Annotated in this window: 17 protein-coding genes and 2 pseudogenes; 4 read left to right on the plus strand and 15 right to left on the minus strand. The window is 59.4% G+C overall.

The window, feature by feature from the left end:
• The first annotated feature begins 29 nt into the window (after window positions 1–29).
• On the plus strand, window positions 30–974 hold the full coding sequence (locus AC0L2Y_RS26450) for a LysR family transcriptional regulator (RefSeq protein WP_473560538.1): 945 nt from the start codon (window positions 30–32) through the stop codon (window positions 972–974).
• A 14-nt stretch (window positions 975–988) separates the two neighbouring features.
• Here the strand turns inward: AC0L2Y_RS26450 and AC0L2Y_RS26455 are convergent, their stop codons facing one another.
• From AC0L2Y_RS26455 to AC0L2Y_RS26475, 5 genes are all read right to left on the minus strand, one after another.
• The gene (locus tag AC0L2Y_RS26455) at window positions 989–1,801 is read right to left on the minus strand and encodes a TIM barrel protein (protein ID WP_473560539.1); all 813 of its coding nucleotides are present in this window, start codon (window positions 1,799–1,801) and stop codon (window positions 989–991) included.
• Between the two features lie 259 nt (window positions 1,802–2,060).
• Complete coding sequence (locus tag AC0L2Y_RS26460) at window positions 2,061–2,711, minus strand: LysE family translocator (RefSeq protein WP_473560605.1); 651 nt, start codon at window positions 2,709–2,711, stop codon at window positions 2,061–2,063.
• Between the two features lie 28 nt (window positions 2,712–2,739).
• A complete protein-coding gene (locus tag AC0L2Y_RS26465; RefSeq protein ID WP_473507155.1) occupies window positions 2,740–3,363 on the minus strand; it encodes an FMN-binding negative transcriptional regulator in 624 nt (207 codons plus the stop codon).
• A 528-nt stretch (window positions 3,364–3,891) separates the two neighbouring features.
• A complete protein-coding gene (nodB, locus tag AC0L2Y_RS26470) occupies window positions 3,892–4,551 on the minus strand; it encodes a chitooligosaccharide deacetylase NodB (RefSeq protein WP_473560540.1) in 660 nt (219 codons plus the stop codon).
• A complete protein-coding gene (locus tag AC0L2Y_RS26475; RefSeq protein WP_473560607.1) occupies window positions 4,548–4,619 on the minus strand; it encodes a hypothetical protein in 72 nt (23 codons plus the stop codon). Before AC0L2Y_RS26475 ends, nodB begins: the two co-directional genes overlap by 4 nt.
• A gap of 204 nt (window positions 4,620–4,823) precedes the next feature.
• On the opposite strand from AC0L2Y_RS26475, the pseudogene AC0L2Y_RS26480 reads away from it, so the two are divergent.
• Window positions 4,824–4,996, plus strand: a pseudogene (locus AC0L2Y_RS26480) (LysR family transcriptional regulator); the annotation flags it as partial.
• 3 nt (window positions 4,997–4,999) lie between these two features.
• Here the strand turns inward: AC0L2Y_RS26480 and pdxR are convergent.
• The 3 genes from pdxR to AC0L2Y_RS26495 all read right to left on the minus strand — a co-directional run bounded on the left by pdxR (window position 5,000) and on the right by AC0L2Y_RS26495 (window position 7,742).
• Window positions 5,000–6,469, minus strand: coding sequence for a MocR-like pyridoxine biosynthesis transcription factor PdxR (gene pdxR, locus AC0L2Y_RS26485; protein WP_473560608.1), 1,470 nt, complete (start codon window positions 6,467–6,469; stop codon window positions 5,000–5,002).
• A 626-nt stretch (window positions 6,470–7,095) separates the two neighbouring features.
• Window positions 7,096–7,431 (minus strand): helix-turn-helix domain-containing protein, encoded by a 336-nt coding sequence (locus tag AC0L2Y_RS26490; RefSeq protein WP_473507149.1) that lies wholly within the window; start codon window positions 7,429–7,431, stop codon window positions 7,096–7,098.
• Window positions 7,428–7,742, minus strand: coding sequence for a type II toxin-antitoxin system RelE/ParE family toxin (locus AC0L2Y_RS26495; RefSeq protein WP_473560541.1), 315 nt, complete (start codon window positions 7,740–7,742; stop codon window positions 7,428–7,430). Before AC0L2Y_RS26495 ends, AC0L2Y_RS26490 begins: the two co-directional genes overlap by 4 nt.
• A gap of 401 nt (window positions 7,743–8,143) precedes the next feature.
• Between AC0L2Y_RS26495 and AC0L2Y_RS26500 the strand changes: the two genes are divergently transcribed.
• Together AC0L2Y_RS26500 and AC0L2Y_RS26505 are read left to right on the plus strand one after the other, a co-directional pair.
• Window positions 8,144–8,353 carry a hypothetical protein gene (locus AC0L2Y_RS26500; RefSeq protein WP_473560543.1) on the plus strand — a complete coding sequence of 70 codons (210 nt, stop codon included), beginning with the start codon at window positions 8,144–8,146 and terminating at the stop codon, window positions 8,351–8,353.
• 12 nt (window positions 8,354–8,365) lie between these two features.
• Entirely contained in the window at window positions 8,366–8,566 is a 201-nt protein-coding gene (locus tag AC0L2Y_RS26505) for a hypothetical protein (protein WP_473507143.1), read from the plus strand.
• A gap of 367 nt (window positions 8,567–8,933) precedes the next feature.
• On the opposite strand, the pseudogene AC0L2Y_RS26510 reads toward AC0L2Y_RS26505, so the two are convergent.
• The 7 genes and pseudogenes from AC0L2Y_RS26510 to AC0L2Y_RS26540 form a co-directional block, all read right to left on the minus strand.
• Window positions 8,934–9,193 (minus strand): annotated as a pseudogene (locus tag AC0L2Y_RS26510) (transposase); the annotation flags it as partial.
• Window positions 9,194–9,274: 81 nt separating this feature from the next.
• Window positions 9,275–11,290 carry a carbamoyltransferase family protein gene (locus AC0L2Y_RS26515; protein ID WP_473560544.1) on the minus strand — a complete coding sequence of 672 codons (2,016 nt, stop codon included), beginning with the start codon at window positions 11,288–11,290 and terminating at the stop codon, window positions 9,275–9,277.
• Between the two features lie 56 nt (window positions 11,291–11,346).
• Window positions 11,347–11,550, minus strand: coding sequence for a hypothetical protein (locus AC0L2Y_RS26520; RefSeq protein WP_473507141.1), 204 nt, complete (start codon window positions 11,548–11,550; stop codon window positions 11,347–11,349).
• Between the two features lie 30 nt (window positions 11,551–11,580).
• Window positions 11,581–12,369 carry an ABC transporter permease gene (locus tag AC0L2Y_RS26525; protein ID WP_473507139.1) on the minus strand — a complete coding sequence of 263 codons (789 nt, stop codon included), beginning with the start codon at window positions 12,367–12,369 and terminating at the stop codon, window positions 11,581–11,583.
• Window positions 12,370–12,372: 3 nt separating this feature from the next.
• The gene (gene nodI, locus AC0L2Y_RS26530; RefSeq protein ID WP_473560609.1) at window positions 12,373–13,395 is read right to left on the minus strand and encodes a nodulation factor ABC transporter ATP-binding protein NodI; all 1,023 of its coding nucleotides are present in this window, start codon (window positions 13,393–13,395) and stop codon (window positions 12,373–12,375) included.
• Between the two features lie 49 nt (window positions 13,396–13,444).
• A complete protein-coding gene (gene nodC / locus AC0L2Y_RS26535; RefSeq protein ID WP_473507137.1) occupies window positions 13,445–14,719 on the minus strand; it encodes a chitooligosaccharide synthase NodC in 1,275 nt (424 codons plus the stop codon).
• Window positions 14,720–14,847: 128 nt separating this feature from the next.
• On the minus strand, window positions 14,848–15,441 hold the full coding sequence (locus tag AC0L2Y_RS26540; protein ID WP_473507135.1) for a NodA family N-acyltransferase: 594 nt from the start codon (window positions 15,439–15,441) through the stop codon (window positions 14,848–14,850).
• Window positions 15,442–16,174: the final 733 nt, after the last annotated feature.

The raw sequence follows: 16,174 nt of genomic DNA on the forward strand, positions 1-16,174 counted from the left end.
AGCATCCACGCTATGGATAAGTGAAAGCCATGCGCTTCAAAGGCCTTGATCTGAACCTTCTCGTCGTGCTCGACGCACTGCTGACCCAGCGCAACCTCTCGGCGGCCGCAAACAGCATCAACCTAAGTCAGCCGGCCATGAGCGCGGCGGTCGGCCGGCTGCGCCATTATTTCAACGATGAACTGTTTACGATGAGCGGCCGCGAACGTGTTCTAACAGCGCGTGCGGAAACACTCGCCCCGGCAGTTCGCGGTGCACTCCTGAAAATCCAGTGCTCGATTATTTCCTGGGAGCCGTTTAACCCAGCTCAATCCGATCGCCGCTTCAGGATCGTTGTTTCCGATTTCGTCACACTCGTGTTTTTCGAAAAGGTCGTGGAGCGTGTTGCACGCGAAGCACCCGCCGTCAGCTTCGAATTGCTGCCTCTCGACGACGACCCCGATGAGCTTCTCCGGCGCGGCGACGTCGATTTTCTGATTTGTGCGGAATTTTTCATGTCGAGCGCGCATCCAAGAGCGGCGCTGTTCGACGACACATTCGTATGCGTAGGCTGCCCCACGAACAAGCAGCTGCCGGGGAAGCTGACATTCGAGAGATACATGTCGATGAGGCACGTTGCGGTCAAGTTCGGGCGACTGCTGAAGCCCTCCATCGAGGAACAGTTTTTGCTTGAGCATGGTCTAAGGAGACGTGTCGAGATCGTCGTGCAGGCTGTTAGCATGATCCCGCCGATGGTCTCAGGCACGGCTCGTATAGCGACCATGCCCTTCCGGCTGGTTAAATATTTCGAAAAAACCTTGCCCCTGCGGATCGTCGAACTTCCGCTGCCGCTTCCCGCATTCACCGAGGCCGTCCAATGGCCCGCCCTTCACAACAGTGATCCGGCAAGCATCTGGATGCGAGAGGTATTGTTACAGGAGGCGTCTCGAATGACTTCTCCGCGGGACGCCAAAAGGCGTGTCAGCCACCCCTAATTTACTCCCGCGTCTCACGCCGCCATTCGCGTCAATAGCCCTTGCCGGATTAGATCGATGCTCGCGGCATGTGCGCCTGCGAAATCGACCAGCGGGTGGGCTGCGTCGACAAACGGCGCGAATGAGAATGGGCCTGCATAACCGCCATCAAGCAGCGCCCGGATCTGGCTGCCATTGTCGGAACCGACTAGGACGCGATCCGGGTAAATCCAGTGGATTGGATCGTTCACTCTTGAAATGTGCACGAGACCGGTCAGGTCGCAGGAGAAGAACGTCTCCCCGGCCAGCGTGTGGTGAAACGTGTCGTGCACGAGGCGGAAGACCGACTGGCCATCAATAGCGGCAATGGCCTTAGCCGTTTCGTTCTTCGATCGAAGCGAACAGGTCTGGAAGCCCAGCGGCTCGATGAGACCGATCAGGCCGCGCGACTGGAGGATCGGCTTGAGCGCCTTCAAGGCGACGCGGAGATCGCCCCGGCGCTCGCCATTGGCGGGCCAGGAGCCGTCGTTGACCGGCATCAGCATGAGCGTCTTGGCTCCGCAGGCCGCCGCATAATCGGCGAGCCTGCTCGCCTCGGCCTTGCGGCCGGGTGTCCACTCATTGAAGCGCTGCAAGGCATTGATGGAAATAATCCCAACGCCTGCTTCGGCGGCGGCAGACCGGACGTCCGCCGCCGGCATGCCGCGTGCAATAGCATTGCTGCGCTGTTGGCTGCGGATCTGGACATCGGTCAGGCCCTGGTCACGGGCAAAAGCGAAAAGTGCCCTGACGTCAAGTCCGGGCGTCGCCATGTGGTCGAGTGCAAAGCGGGGCGCTGCTTGGCGCATGGCTTGGCTTTCCTTCTATGAAACGGCCGTCATTCTCGGTTGACTGGCTTCTACCGTGCGTTGATTGGCGAGGGCCCGAAGTGATGGGCATGAGGAAGGCGAGGCATTCGAACTCACGTTTCTCTCACTGTGGTGCCACGCCTCCTGAGACATCGCCTGAATAGGTGCAATGACCGAAGCTGGCTCGCAGCCATCCATCTGCTTCCGGCAAACTAACTCGCCAACCCGGAGAGATGCCCAAACCGATCGGATTCAAAGTTCAGGCAGCAGGGTGCTTCGCCAAAGCGAGGCCGACGCCCAGCGCGATCATCGCACCGCCCGACGCCTCCCTCAGGCGGCGGATCAACCCGGGACGCGCTGCCGCGCCCTCTTGAATGCCGCTGGCCACGAAGGCAACCACGATGTCGGCAAGCGTGTTGAGCGCAATCGACACGGAGCCAAGCACCACGAATTGCAGAGCTACGAGCCCTGCGCTCGGGTTCACGAACTGCGGAAGGAAGGCTAGAAAAAAGGCTGCCGTCTTCGGGTTGAGAGCCTCGACCAGCACCCCTTCACGAAACGCCTGCCGGGGTCCGACTGGACCCACCGGGGCGTCGTCATCGCCGCCAGTCGCTCCCTTGCGGCGGGCGGCTTGAAAGGTGCGAAAGCCGAGCCAGACGAGGTAGACCGCGCCGAACAGCTTTAATGCGGAGAACAGTTCCGAGCTCTCGAGCACGATCGCGGAGACACCTAAGCTTGCGGCGAGGACGTGGATCATGCCGCCCAGCCCCGTGCCGAAGCTGGAAGCGATACCTTCCGGACGACCGCCGGCGAGCGTGCGCGCGGCGACGTAGAAGATGCCCGGACCGGGCGTGACGGCGAGCACGGAGGCCGCGGCGAGGTACAGGGCGAATGGGGTCAGTTCCGGCACCATGGTCGATTTCCGACAAAGTTCATGATTATTTTGGGATGAGAGCGGCGATCTCGCGGTCAGATGCCCGCTCGCTCGCCGCGAGGCCCGCGGCCACGCCGGCGCGGTCGGCCGCGTTCCGGTTCTGGCTCATTTTGCGCTTGCCCTCCAGCCTCCTGACAGGCATGCGCAGGCCGATGATTCCGCGGAGTTGCGCCTGTACAAAATCCGGTGGCGCGTCCGACACTGCCCAAGGCGAGGCGCGTTCGCCCTCGTGGCGGTCGGTGAGACGATTCACGACGTCCAGCAGCCTTCCCGCATGCTCGAAGAACTCGACCGGACCATAGGCGTGGACGGCGATGTAATTCCAGGTCGGGACGACCTTCCCGGTTTCCCGCTTGGTCGCATACCATGCCGGCGTCACGTAAGCGTCCGGCCCCATGAAGATGGCCAAGCCGTCGCCCAGGGGTGGAACACGGCACTGGGGATTGGCCTTCGCCAGGTGCCCGTAGATCACGCCGTGCTCGCCCTCGCTCTCGTCAAGGAAGAGGGGCAGTGACGTTGCGAGCGGCCCTTCCGCCGTGACTGTAACGAAGTTCGCCAGCAGCGCCGCGCGGATGGTCGCGCGCAGGGACTCCTTGTCGTCGTCGCGGAAAGCGGGAGGGATGTACATCGCGAAACTCCTTGCGTTACCAGTCAGGTACCGGCAATCTGGCCTACTGGAAACAGCCAGTCAGAAGCTATCGACGTGGTCCAGTTGGTGAAAACTGGCATCGCGCCCCCGATCATCGCGAGATCAAGGAGCAGATCCACAGCGGGGTGTGCGAGTCGAGGGACGCCTTCCGCTCCTTCGCAGCCGAGCGGTGGGGCGTATCCCGCATAACGGCAACGGCGGCTAGTTTGCCAATCCTTGTGGACGGCCTCCGGCAAACCCAATGAATTGATCTAACGCAAGTGAACGATAATAAAACAATCGTCGAAGAGGGAGCCTACGGGGGATGCCAGGCAATGCCGAGAGCATGCGCGGGTCCTCATTGTAGCAGGTGATAACAAGGTCTACGCTCAGCCAAACGGCCGGAGCCGACCAGTTCGTCCGATGTCGACGAAATGCTTGTCCGCAGGGCGTAAACGGCTTGTAAGCCTTTCATAAGCGAGACCACAAGGTGCTGGCTGGGAAAGCAGGTACATAGGATCTCGCATTTCAGTGATGTTCTGGAAGCGAGCAAATTTCATATCCGCAGGCATCTAATGCCGGAATCAGATTGGACAGCGCCAAGACGGTCTGGTTGCGCAGACTGGCTTGACTGCGGCGTCTCGACTCGTCGGGAGGGCAACCATCGTGCAAGAGCACGATGGCGCCTGGCCGCACCGAGGCGAGAACTGCATCGACGATCGCGTTGGTGCCGGGGCGCGACCAGTCTTTTGGGTCTATCGACCAATGAAGGGCCGCCAGCCCGGCGATCTCTGACGCAGTGAACACTTCTTCGCTCCAGGCGCCGTACGGTGCGCGAATGTAGCGGATCGAGGCCTGCGGGCATGCTCCCATGATGGCATGGTTCGCCTCAAATACCTCACGTTGCACTTCGCCCAAGCTGCATTTGGACAGATCCGGATGAGACATCGTGTGGTTGCCTACCTCATGCCCTTCTGCGATCATTCGCTGGATGAGATCCGGGTGCTCTGCGGCGTAGGCGCCAATGACGAAGAAAGTCGCTGGCACCCGATTTTGCGCCAGCACATCGAGTATCTGTGGTGTGAAAAATGGATCGGGACCGTCGTCAAACGTCAGATAAACGCTGCGACGGCCGGTGCCGTCAGCGCATTCACTCCGCACCTCGCATCTGTCATCAAGATGTTTCATAACCCCGGACCCTTCCGGTCAATTGGTGTACCGGTCGGCCATTCGCTCATCGACCGCGCAATCGGCATAACGCCGGATCGACTCACTTAATATTCGGCCCAGACCAGGAGGCACACACCAGAAAAATGCTCCTCGGAGCCAACGCATACATCGACAATCCCCTTAGGGCTGCATCCTTGAATTTTTCCTATGCGACGTCCTGTCCGATCGGCAAAATCGATTGTTTCGATGATAAGCATCCACGTTGCGGATGATGAGACAAAGGCCTTGATCTGAACCTCCTCGCACCGACCGAACGCAGTCTCACGGGGCGGCAACCAGCATCAATCTTAGTCAGCCGGCCATGAGCGCGGCCGTGGCCCGGCTGCGCAACTATTTCGACGATGAACTGTTTACGATGAGCACCCGCGAACGTGTCCTAACCTCGCGTGCGGAAACCATAAGCGTCTCAGAGTTGAGCGACGACGTCCCGCAGCATCTCGACGCCTTTTTCGATCTGCCGGATGCTCAAGCCGGAATAGCCCATGACAAGCCCGACGCGATCGGCCCCGCCTGCTCCCGACTGCCCATGATAAAGCGGCGAAATGGGGTGCACACCCAGACCCGCGTATTGCGCGGCTTCGACAAACGCCGTTTCACGCGATCGCGGCAGGTCGTTGAACCATATGACGACGTGCAGTCCAGCCTCTGCCCCCTGGACGGCGATCCGATCTAGAAAACTCCGTTTCAGGGTGGTCAGCAATACCTGCCGGCGCTCGCCGTTAAGGCGGCGCACGCGGCGCACATGGCTTTCATAGCCGCCGCTCTCGATCAGAGAGGCCAATGACTCCTGCTCCGCCACCGGAGAATGCCGGTCGGCAAACTGCTTGGCGGTTTCGAAAACCTGCTGCAATCCCGCCGGGACGACGAGATAGCCGATGCGCAGCATCGGCGAGAGCGTCTTGGAGATGGTGCCGAGGTAGATGACGGCCCCATGATCCTCGAGGCTGTGCAGCGGGGGAACGGGACTGATATCGTAGCGATATTCGCTGTCGTAGTCGTCCTCGATGACATAGGCGCCCTGGTCCCGCGCCCATTCCAGAAGCTGATTCCGCCGCGCGATCGGCATGACGCCGCCGAGCGGAAACTGATGCGAGGGCGTCGCATAGGCCAGCCGAGCCGCGACCCCCGCCAGTTGCTCCGTCTGCATGCCGTCCTCGTCAACCTCGACGGGAACGGGCGTGGCACCTGTACCGGCAAAGACCTGGCGCGCCATCCTGTAGCAGGGGTCCTCGATGACGAAGCTGTCCCCTGGGTCGAGCAGCAGGCGCGCGCAGAGATCGAGGCCCTGCTGCGAACCATTGACGATGACGATCTGCTCGGGTTCGCAGCGCACAGTACGGGCGCGCCAGAGATAGCCCTGAAGCGCCTGGCGCAGCCGGCGCGAACCGCACGGATCGTCATAGGCGAGCCGTGCCGGCCGCTGCGCCATCGCCGCGTTCATCGCGCGTTTCCAAACCGACGCGGGGAAATCTGAGGACGCCAGGACGCCATATCGGAAATCGACCTTCAGCGTGTTCGGCAGGTAATCCGGCCAGCGGGGAGTGCCACGCAGCCGTTCGCCATAGTTTGACAAGTGACCCGGGCCGGCCCGTTTTGGGGGATTGGCGGTTAGCTCAGGTCCGAGCAGTGAGGATGCGACACGATGGCGCGCGCCTTGACGGACGTCGATGAAACCCTCCGCGGCCAGCTGCTCGTAGGCGACGGTGACGGTCGTTCGCGAGACTCCCAGTTCCTCGGCGAGCCCACGGGAGGACGGCAGTTGGCTGCCGGTGTCGTAGATGCCTCTGAGTATCTGCTCGCGAAGCGCTTCGTAGATCTGGCGCGCACCCATGCCGTACGAGCGGGTTGAGCCACCGGGACCTGGAGAATGGACCATTTCTTTTCCTGCCAACTGAACCAGTTTGCAGCTACTCTTCCCGAAAGCCAAGAGCACGTCCGAAGTAGATGCCCACCGATCCACGACTGGCACAGTTTGCGAAAGGCCAATTCGGCTACCCGCGCGATCCATCATTGCTACGGTCCGGCTGGTTTTTCCAGTGCCGTTAAACTATCCGTCTTCCTGAACTAGACCTCCGGATTCGAAAGCGCTGCGGCGAATGAGGCCGCCGCCGCTTTGGGCGGCCGGCTCTACGCGCGCGCAATCCGGCGACCGAGATCTTGAAAATGCGGCTGGCCAATCTGGAAGGAGTCGAAGCCGGACTGGAAGGACAGCCCATCTTGTTATGGACCGCTCCAGGCGGAGTCTATGACTCGGTTGGCGTAATCTCACTTACCCCGACAGGTCCCGAACTGCGGTCCGTTTTGATGCTGGAGCCTCACAAGGATTATACGTACACTTTAATGAATGCCTATTCAGGATTGGCGTCACGATGACCGTCGACCCCATTCAGCCTTCAAATGATCTCCGTTGAACGGTTTCACCGCAACGGAGGAATATATTCCTGACGTAGTCGCGCTGCCAAACCCGCCCAAGGCTCGCGCCGAAGGCGGGTTGTTTTTGTTTCAGCCGAACTTGCGCGCAGGCGGTTCGCTAACGATCTCGCTGTGCAGATCGCGAAGCGCCTTGACCATCTCGACAGGCCTCGAGTTGATCAGCAGTAGATAGGCGCGCATGGCCTGTACGGGCCGCGAACGGCCCTGTTCCCACTGCTTCAATTGATCGAAGCCGAAGGCGAACGTGGACGCGAAGTCCTTCTGCGAAAGGCCAGTCTTCGTACGGATTGCTTTGACGTCGATCTCGGCGGGCACATGAAGCTTATAGGGCTCGGCCTCGCCGCGTGCGACGGCAAGCGCTTCCTGCAGGCCCTCCGCGATCTGATCGAATACCTTCTTGCTCATGCTCTTTCTCCACCTGCGGCTAGCGGCTGGACGCGCCGCGCATATTCTTCCACAATGGCCCCCGTCATCTTCCTAAGTGCATTACGTTCCGCCTTGGAAAGATTGACCTTTTGGCTCTTCCCAAACACGGTGTTAAGGAACACCGGAAGGTCCGAACCTGTGTAGAATGTGATCGTGCGAACGCCTCCGCTCTTACCTTTGTTATTGCCACGAATCGAAACGGACCTTCCGGCAACCACCCGTTCCGACGATTTCCTCGCCGTCATCCGGATTGGCCGCAATATGGTCGACGAAGTCCTCAATGTCCTCATCGGACATCCCGGCTGCCTGCGCCGCCCTACGGAAAGCTGTCAGTTCTGAGACCGTGTGGATGCCGTGCATAAGTATGTAAACTACGCACCTTGTCAACTGGTAAACAGGCTAGTGGGTTCCGTCTAGTCCCCCATGGGCAGAGAAATTACCGCAGTTACTGGCGCGATCGGGCCCGGCACTTGGATCGCTGAGCTCCCATGATCGATGTACCCCAGCAGGTTTGCCATAGCTTGATCGGCGTTAGCCCTGGCCGCTGCAGTGGCCGCCACCACCGCGGCGACGTAGGCTTCGAGCTGCGGATCCGGAAGAGAGGTCATGCATCCCTCGCGGCAACCGGAACGAAACCGGTTAGTGACGGTTTTCTAATGGAAGGGACCGCAAAGGCAAAGGATGCGGCACAATGGTCGAGCTTGTAGTTTTGGAACAGGCGGTCGCGAGGCAACGAGTGAAGCGAGCGGAACTCTCTCTCAAGCAGGCGAAGACGATGCTCACCGACAACATCGGGCTCGCCGTCAGTCGTGCCCTTTGCAGCCGCATACGGGCCGAGCAGGCGAGTGCGAAAGCAGCCAGAAGGCGGCTGCTGAAGATAGCGCTGCCAAGCGCGCATTGAGGATTCTGGACCATGACGTTGTTCGAACCACTCAACTCGGATGGCCAGAAGCGCAGCGCTATCTACCACGCCGCGCGGCTGAAGATGTTGCACAACGGGCTGCTCAAGCGAATGGAGCAGACCCACCGTTCTGCTGAAACGGTCGAGGAAGCGGCGGAACTATTCGCCGAGGCTGTTCGCCCTGCCGGAAGCACTCAGACGCTCGGCATGTGAGAGCCAAGCCGCCACATCGGGCTTTTGCAGTAGCAGACCAATGGACGTCCCGGCCATCCGGATATCGCCGCCACCATTCGCGCTAGGCCCGTCGTGCGCGGCTTACCCTTGGCGATGCCGACAGTCTGATCAATCACTCGGCCGGCCTGACCCGCTCCGCCAGATACCCGAGTTTGCGCCGCCTTATCGCCTTGCTTTATGGCGCCAGGGATCGCTTTGACCCAAACTGGTCGCTTCAGAGCCTCACCGACCAAATCCCTTCCTCTGGATCTCTCGATGTCAACGCTTTTATCCTCGACATCCAATGCGGCTGCAGACGTCCAACAGCTCGCCTTGGCCGCGCCCTCATCCGCTGAGCTCGACACGGGGCGATGACGCGCTCGACGCGGCTCCAACTGCCGGCTCCGTCAACGAATTTGACCTTCGGACTCGCCCTTCGCCGACGCTTCGAAGCGCGCCATCGTGCTGGGCTTCAGATTCGCGACATGCCTTGCGCAACGTCGCGGTGAGAGCCAGGCCGAGGATGAAGTCGATATAGTTGTCGCGGCACCAGTCGATGACCTGCGGCTGCAATAAATGACTGTCGGGCTGGATCAGGATCCGGGTGTTCGGCCAATTGCTCCGGATCCCACCAGGCGGCGTGTCATATGAAGGTGCTTGGACACACCGGTGTTTCGGCAGCTGTTATCGGTCGTCCAGGCTTTGGCATCAGTTTTGGTGGACGCGAGCAGCTTGCGAGGGATGCATCCGAACGTGGCGCTGCTCCCACAATAGTCGCAGCTCTCCTGTGAGAGCCTCGCGCAGGCCCTGATCCGGCGTAATTGTGTCGAGGAGATCCGCGAGCACGGCTTCGCCTTCGATCCGCGTCAGCAGATCGAACAAGCGATGTGAAATACGCGCACAGTCACGGTGATCCGTTCGGATTTCGCAGACGGTCTCGTGGCGATCCTGCGCCGTATATGCGCGGACTTTATGCAGGGATACATAAGGCGGCAATGAAACCGCGAGCGCAGTCCAATCCTGCAGCTTTGCGGCCCGTTTTTTGACGAGGTACGGCCCGACCACAAGTCCATCCAGCTCTGTTGTCAGAAACGTGGCAATCGAGTCTGCAACTGAATCTACGATCGGCTCTGCATTGTTGTTAAAGGACGTATTGAGCAGAATTGGGATGCCTGTCCGCTGCTTGAAGGCATTGATGACGTCCCAGTAGGCCGGACTGGCCTTGCGCGATACTGTTTGCAGCCGAGCCGTACCGTCGACATGCGTGATGGCGCCGAGCAAATCACGCTTGGAATCGCGCACACGAACTACGAAATTCATGAAGGGAAATTCGCACGCACTGCCCGGGAGGTCGAAAAATTCGCGCGCATCCTCCTCCAACACTGACGGGGCGAACGGGCGATATCCTTCCCGCTTCTTGACCATAGCGTTGATCCGGTCCTTGTTTGAAGCGGGCCTGGGGTCGGCAAGAATGCTGCGATTTCCGAGCGCTCGCGGCCCGAACTCCGAACGACCTTGCACCCAGCCGATCACGGCGCCACCGACCATCCATTCGGCTGCCCTATCCGCCACCTCCTCAGTGCGTTCAAACTCCAGGTGCCCCGCCCATGCCTTTAGTTCCTCTTCGACAGCGTCATCGCTCGCGAGTTCCGGCCCCCAATAGACCTCCTGCAATCGCGTACGCGGCGCTGGGCGGCCCAGCTCATTAGACACGATTAGCGCGGCGCCTAATGCGCATCCAGCGTCATGCGATGCGGGCTGCACGAAGATGTCTTCGAAAAGTCCTGAATAGAGCAGCTTGCCGTTCATGGAGCAATTGTGCGCAACTCCGCCGGCCAGGCACAACCGCGTCATCCCGGTGGCCTCACGATAATGACGAAGAATGTGAAACACGATGCGTTCGAGCGCTTCCTGTAACGACGCACTCACATCCATATGCTGCTGAGTAAATGGCATTCCCTTTTTCCGAACCTGAATGCTGCGGAGCAAAGTCGGACCGATGCGGTCCAGGTGAACGCGATACTCGCCGTTTGCAGAGAGTTCATAGAATTGCTCGAAAAGCTCGCGATAGGGAACGGGATCGCCGTAGGGGGCAAGCCCCATTACCTTATATTCATCGAACAAGCCGTAGCCGAGATACCGGATCGTCTCGAGATAAAATTGCCCGAGAGAATTGTTCTCTGGGAAAGTCGCAAGTTGCGTAATTTCAGTACCAGATCCAACCGCCACAAGGCCCGACAGGAAATCACCAGAGCCATCAATCGCGAAAATCAGACTTTGCTCGAAGCCCGACATTGCAAAAGCACTCACGGCGTGCGCCTGATGATGACTTACGAATGAGATACGCGAAGCATCGAGCTCGGTACCGAACTCCTGCGCCAGCAGCTGCTGCATCAACAGTTTAGCATCCAACGGAATGGAGGCGTCCGGCTGGGAAACAAGCATGTTTTCAAGCATGGCGTTGCTATAGTCTTCGGTAGCGTAGAACGCCACTCGATCGATTTCGCTGAGCTGAACCCCAGCTGCTGAAAGACAGAATTGAGCCGCACTAATTGGGAGCTTGTTTGAATGTTTGATCCGATTGAGGCGCTCCTCTTCTACCGCCGCAATGACCTGTCCGTCCCGGACGAGCACCGCAGCGCCATCGTGCATGAATGTGTTTGGAATCTGAAACCTGTTTTCATAGACTTTGTCCAATCCGCCGTTCAATCCTAGACACAGCATCTCGCTCTCCATTTGTCGTACAGGAATACTAAATTGGCCTTCTCGAGACCGTTCGATCAGAAAGACAGGCCGCGTTGTCGCTCGCGCCCGAACGCCAGCCAAACATCACCGGCCTCAAGGAATTCTATGAGGTCCGCCGGGATCAACATAAGATCCTGTGCTCGAGACGCCGGGCGTTCCATAGCGTTGTGAGATTGAATCGACGCCAGCCAAAACCCTTCGCGGCACACGCTGGCGATGTCGTTTTTATTTGCGTCCATAGCGCATGGTTTATCTCCTTCTCTTTTGCGTCAGCGCATCAGTCGGCGGCGCAACAGCGCCATCGAGAGGAAGAATGGCAACAGCGCGTAGAGGCCGAGCACCCCGATGTGCAGGGCGATGCCGCCGATCGGGCGATCAAGCATGACCGGACGAATGAGGTCGATCGCATGTGCCAGCGGCATGCATCGCGCTATCTGTTGAAAGGTGTCAGGCAGCTGATTCAATGGGAAAACGGCGCCCGACAGGAACAGCATCGGTGTAAGGATAAGCGTCTGGTAAAATACGAAGTAATCGTAGCTGGGCGAAAGTGCGGTGACGACCATCGCGAGGCTGGCAAATACGAACCCTGTCAGAGCAATGAATGGCAGCGCATAAAAGACGGACGGCCAGGCTGTATAGCCCAACGCTGCGGTGACAATGGTAATTGCCATACCGGCCAGGAAGGCCTTGGTGGCTGCCCACGCCAGTTCACCCAGAACGATGTCGCCGAGGGTAACGTGCGTATACAGCATGGCTTCCCATGTGCGTTGAGAATGCATGCGAGCGAAAGCCGCGTACAGTGTTTCGAGGGTAGAGGCGGTCATCGCACCGACCGCGACCATGCCGGCCGCCAAAAAGGCGATGTAGGGCGCACCGTCGACGCGGCCGACCATTATGCCGAGGCCGGTACCGAGGCCGAAAAGGTAGATCATTGGATCGGCGAGGTTACCGAGAATCGCCACGAATGCGACTTTCTTCCATGCCAGATAGTTGCGGCGCCACACCGCAACCCAGTTCCACGCATTGGCGGGCAGCACCGCCGCAAGACCTTCAATCATCGTTCACTCCTCCATCTCGCGCCCGGTCAGCCGCAAGAAAACATCCTCGAGATTGGCTGGACGCAGAAGAAGGCGCAGACTTGGTCGCCCCTGGAGTTGCGTGCGCACCTGATCAGGGTCTGGAGCGTAGCAGTAGAGGGTTTCGCCGCTGACCTCGATGCGCTGAGAATACGGCTTGACCAGCGAATGCAACTCGTGCGGGTCGCCGCCGTAAATCTCCATGACCTGGCATCCGATATGCTCGTCGATCAGCGCCTGCGGGCGGCCTTCGGCGATGTAGCGACCCCTTTCGAGCACGCACAGCCGATCGCATAATCGCTCAGCCTCTTCCATGAAATGCGTGGTCAGGATAATCGTCTTGCCGCGCGCCAACAGGGCGCGCAGCCGCTCCCAGATCAGGTGGCGCGCATGCGGGTCGAGGCCGGTGGTCGGCTCGTCCATCACAATGAGCTGGGGGTCGTTTATCAACGCCCGCGCCATGGTCAGGCACCTCTTCATTCCGCCGGACAGTTCCGAGACGCGCGCATCCGCCTTGCGCTCGAGGCGAGCGAACTCGAGAAGCGACGGGATGACCGCTTCGCTCTCGCGTGTGCTCATGCCGAAGTAGCGGCCGAACACCAGCAGGTTCTCGCGCACGGTGAATTCCTGGTCAAGATTGTCGAATTGCGGGACCACGCCAATGCCCCTACGTGCCAGCCGAGCGCGCGCCGGCACCGGGACGCCGAGCACCGTGATCGTGCCCGCGTCAGGGCATGTCATGCCGAGGAGCATACGCGCAATCGTGCTCTTGCCCGCCCCGTTTGGTCCGAGAAGGCCGAAACACTCTCCCGAAGCAACGGTGAACGACAGTTCGTCGACAACGACCTTGTTCCCATACGACTTGGTTACGCCGGCGAAATCGACTGCCACGGTCGACAGAGAGTCATGCACGGAGCTTTTCGCGCTTGTCTGCCCGTGAAACTCCCGATCGATCGGACCAGTCTCGATCCGCCGCAAATCCTCTGGGTCCAACTTCCGACTCAACACTTGATCTTTCTGGTCCTGGCTCAAAACTTTTCCACCTGCGATCACGTGACTATTGCTGTTCGCTGTAAGTTGCCTCAGATCCCACCATGTTGGGCTTTGGAATGGCGCCGCCGGTGTTTGGCACATTGGCCGCAGAGCTTCGCGACAACCAATCGCTATTGCTCAATGTACACAGCGCGTATGCTTTCAATGGGAGCAAGAGAAAGATGTTGATGAGTGTGTGGAGCGAGAATCCGAGAAATCGAAGTTGGCGCGCACGAAATGCTGCCACGCTGCAGCGAACTATAGTCATGACCGCGATCATCAGGCATGCCGTCCAAGGCAAAGTACCTGTCGTTACGAATTGCGCGAGCCCAGCCAGGAGCGACAAAGAGAGCAATAATGGGCCAAGATTCTGCCCAATCACGTCCAATGTGAGGTAAATATTAAGGCCGCGCAGTAGTGGGAGCCCCAGAAAAGTGTCACGGAACGTGCTCCGGGCCCAGCGAAGCTGTTGGCGTAAATAGGGACCCATGCTGCTGGGAACGACTGTTGCCGCGACGGCCTCCGGGACATACTCTGTTCGAAAGCCTGCTTTCAGCATCAGGATCGTAAGGTGGCGGTCCTCACCGAAGTCGCTCGGCTTCCCTCGAAAGCGCTGCGTCTCGTACTGATCCAGCAGCGAAACAAGCGCGGATCGCCGGTACATGGCACACGGACCGCAGCAACACATGACGGCACCGAACCGAGCCTGAGCTGCCCGCTCTTCGTTGCAGGCGAGCCAGTATTCCATGTCAATCAATCGCGTCAGCCAAGTTTCACTGCGATTGCTAGCCACCAACTGGCCCATGGCGGCGCCGATCGCTTGATCTTGCATTTTCAGCGCAAGCCTTGTGACGACGTCCGGCGCGAGTATCGTGTCCGAATCTACATTGAGCACCAAATCTCCGCACGATCGGCGAACCGCCGCAATCTGTGCCTTGCGCTTTCCGACATTCTTTGGGAGCGCAATGAAGTTGAACCTCGGGTCGTGCGCGTATTCCTCGTGTACACCAACGAGGGCATCGCGATTTCCAGAGCCGTCATCAACAACATAGACCTGCAGTTTTCCGGCGTAGTCCTGACTTGCAATGGAAGCCAGGCAGTCCGAGAGGGTGCGAGGTGCCTCGTTGTAGCACGGGATAATGACATCGACGCTCGGCCAAAGCTCACAGCCGGCCGGTTCGCCCGAGGTTGGCGGTACGTTTGCAGGCAGGGTATAAAGCACCTGCGCGGTTTTATAGACGGTCGACAGCAGCGCATAAGAGCAGACGGCAACAATACTGGCTGAGGCAAATAGGTTCATGAGATGTCAGATTCTTCAGTGAATTTGAGGAAGCGAGTGGATAATTAAATCTGCGGTCAATGCTGGAGTCAGATCCACCAATGCCATGAGGGTCGGGTCGCGCTGACTGATATCATTGCGGGTGTTCTTCATAGCTCCGGACCGTTCCGATCGATCAAAGTGCCGGCCGGCCACTCGCTCATTGAGCGTCCAATTGGGAGCACCATGACGAGTACGTCGTCGTCGACTCGCGTGGGAGGCAGATCGTGGTACACGTCCGGGAGGGTTGAACGCACGCGAACGCCCGACAAAATGTTCGCGAAGCCTTTGCGGCAGAACCTCCCAACATGGTTCCGGAGCGCGTGCCGAACCGTGCCGAAAGCGAATGGAACGCCAAGCTGCTGCAGCACTGGATACATCGCGCTAATCGAGTGGGCGATTCCTAGCCCCTCAAGATCCGGACGCACGCCGTATAGACCGAGTTCAGCGACAAGCAGATCAGCGTCGCCAACTTTGATGTATCGGCGCAGCACGCCCAAGTGAGCCGCTACCCCGTGCACATCATAGCCGATTGCGCGGACCTCCGGCCTTGCACCGGCCCAACTTCGACCGCCTGCGAATTGCTTTGCACTAAAGGCGCCGACAGGCTCATAGGTCTTCCGGAAGAACTCAGAGAGTTCGAGGTGATCGGAAAGCCGCAACTCATTTTCCCAGCACAACCTCCACTGCACGTCAGAGCGCATGCGAAGACTTCCTCTTTTTCGGGTTCTCTTGTGCACCTCACGCGGTAGAGCAACGGCGGTGCATGTCATGTGGGGGTCTATGAACGACCCGCCCAGATTGGTAAAATTGATTGTTTAGATCGCGAGCATCCACGCTATGGATGTTAAAACCACGCGTTTCGAAGGCCCATGATCTGAACCTTCCAGCCGTGCTCGATTGGCCCATAAAGCGACGGCACCGAGGCAGCTGTCGGTGACACAACCTGCTTCAAGAGCGGCCGCCAGCGGGGTGGCAGCGCCTCGTGCCGAAGCGCGATCACGTGTCAGCAAACGCGGCGACCGTTGACGCACGCTGATGATCCATAGGCGATCGCGCAGCTGTGGATCGCGCCGGCGGCAAACAGGTTCCGCGAAGCCTCAGGCTCGACAAGTTGCGGCAAAGGCGGCATCCCAATGGCGCGGCGTCGGGCTCGGCAACAAGAATCGTCTGGTCGATGCTCGCTGCCTGGCAACCGGTACTGTCGGTTAAAGCAGCCCGGACCTGGAGAGCGAGAAGGAGGGCGCACCTCGGCCTTGCAGCAAAAATCGCGGAGATGGGGAAACGGTCACCCCGTCGCTTCCGAACCTGATGTGTGGACCGCAAAAGCTTCGGCCGACCTCTGGGGCCGTTGAGGTGGAAGCGGGCGAAAACCCGTCGAGGCTCGCCCTCGCTGAACATCGATCCGCATGAAGAAGCCGGATATACGTCAGCAGT

It is taken from the genome of Mesorhizobium sp. WSM4830 (assembly GCF_055811495.1).

Excerpts from the sequence above, each read along its gene's own strand:
- AC0L2Y_RS26450 (WP_473560538.1), top strand. The coding sequence starts at position 30 with ATGCGCTTCAAAGGCCTTGATCTGAACCTTCTCGTCGTGCTCGACGCA.
- AC0L2Y_RS26455 (WP_473560539.1), bottom strand. The coding sequence starts at position 1,801 with ATGCGCCAAGCAGCGCCCCGCTTTGCACTCGACCACATGGCGACGCCC.
- AC0L2Y_RS26465 (WP_473507155.1), bottom strand. The coding sequence starts at position 3,363 with ATGTACATCCCTCCCGCTTTCCGCGACGACGACAAGGAGTCCCTGCGC.
- nodB (WP_473560540.1), bottom strand. The coding sequence starts at position 4,551 with ATGAAACATCTTGATGACAGATGCGAGGTGCGGAGTGAATGCGCTGAC.
- pdxR (WP_473560608.1), bottom strand. The coding sequence starts at position 6,469 with ATGGTCCATTCTCCAGGTCCCGGTGGCTCAACCCGCTCGTACGGCATG.
- AC0L2Y_RS26490 (WP_473507149.1), bottom strand. The coding sequence starts at position 7,431 with ATGAGCAAGAAGGTATTCGATCAGATCGCGGAGGGCCTGCAGGAAGCG.
- AC0L2Y_RS26495 (WP_473560541.1), bottom strand. The coding sequence starts at position 7,742 with ATGAGGACATTGAGGACTTCGTCGACCATATTGCGGCCAATCCGGATG.
- AC0L2Y_RS26500 (WP_473560543.1), top strand. The coding sequence starts at position 8,144 with ATGGTCGAGCTTGTAGTTTTGGAACAGGCGGTCGCGAGGCAACGAGTG.
- AC0L2Y_RS26505 (WP_473507143.1), top strand. The coding sequence starts at position 8,366 with ATGACGTTGTTCGAACCACTCAACTCGGATGGCCAGAAGCGCAGCGCT.
- AC0L2Y_RS26515 (WP_473560544.1), bottom strand. The coding sequence starts at position 11,290 with ATGCTGTGTCTAGGATTGAACGGCGGATTGGACAAAGTCTATGAAAAC.
- AC0L2Y_RS26520 (WP_473507141.1), bottom strand. The coding sequence starts at position 11,550 with ATGGACGCAAATAAAAACGACATCGCCAGCGTGTGCCGCGAAGGGTTT.
- AC0L2Y_RS26525 (WP_473507139.1), bottom strand. The coding sequence starts at position 12,369 with ATGATTGAAGGTCTTGCGGCGGTGCTGCCCGCCAATGCGTGGAACTGG.
- nodC (WP_473507137.1), bottom strand. The coding sequence starts at position 14,719 with ATGAACCTATTTGCCTCAGCCAGTATTGTTGCCGTCTGCTCTTATGCG.
- AC0L2Y_RS26540 (WP_473507135.1), bottom strand. The coding sequence starts at position 15,441 with ATGCGCTCTGACGTGCAGTGGAGGTTGTGCTGGGAAAATGAGTTGCGG.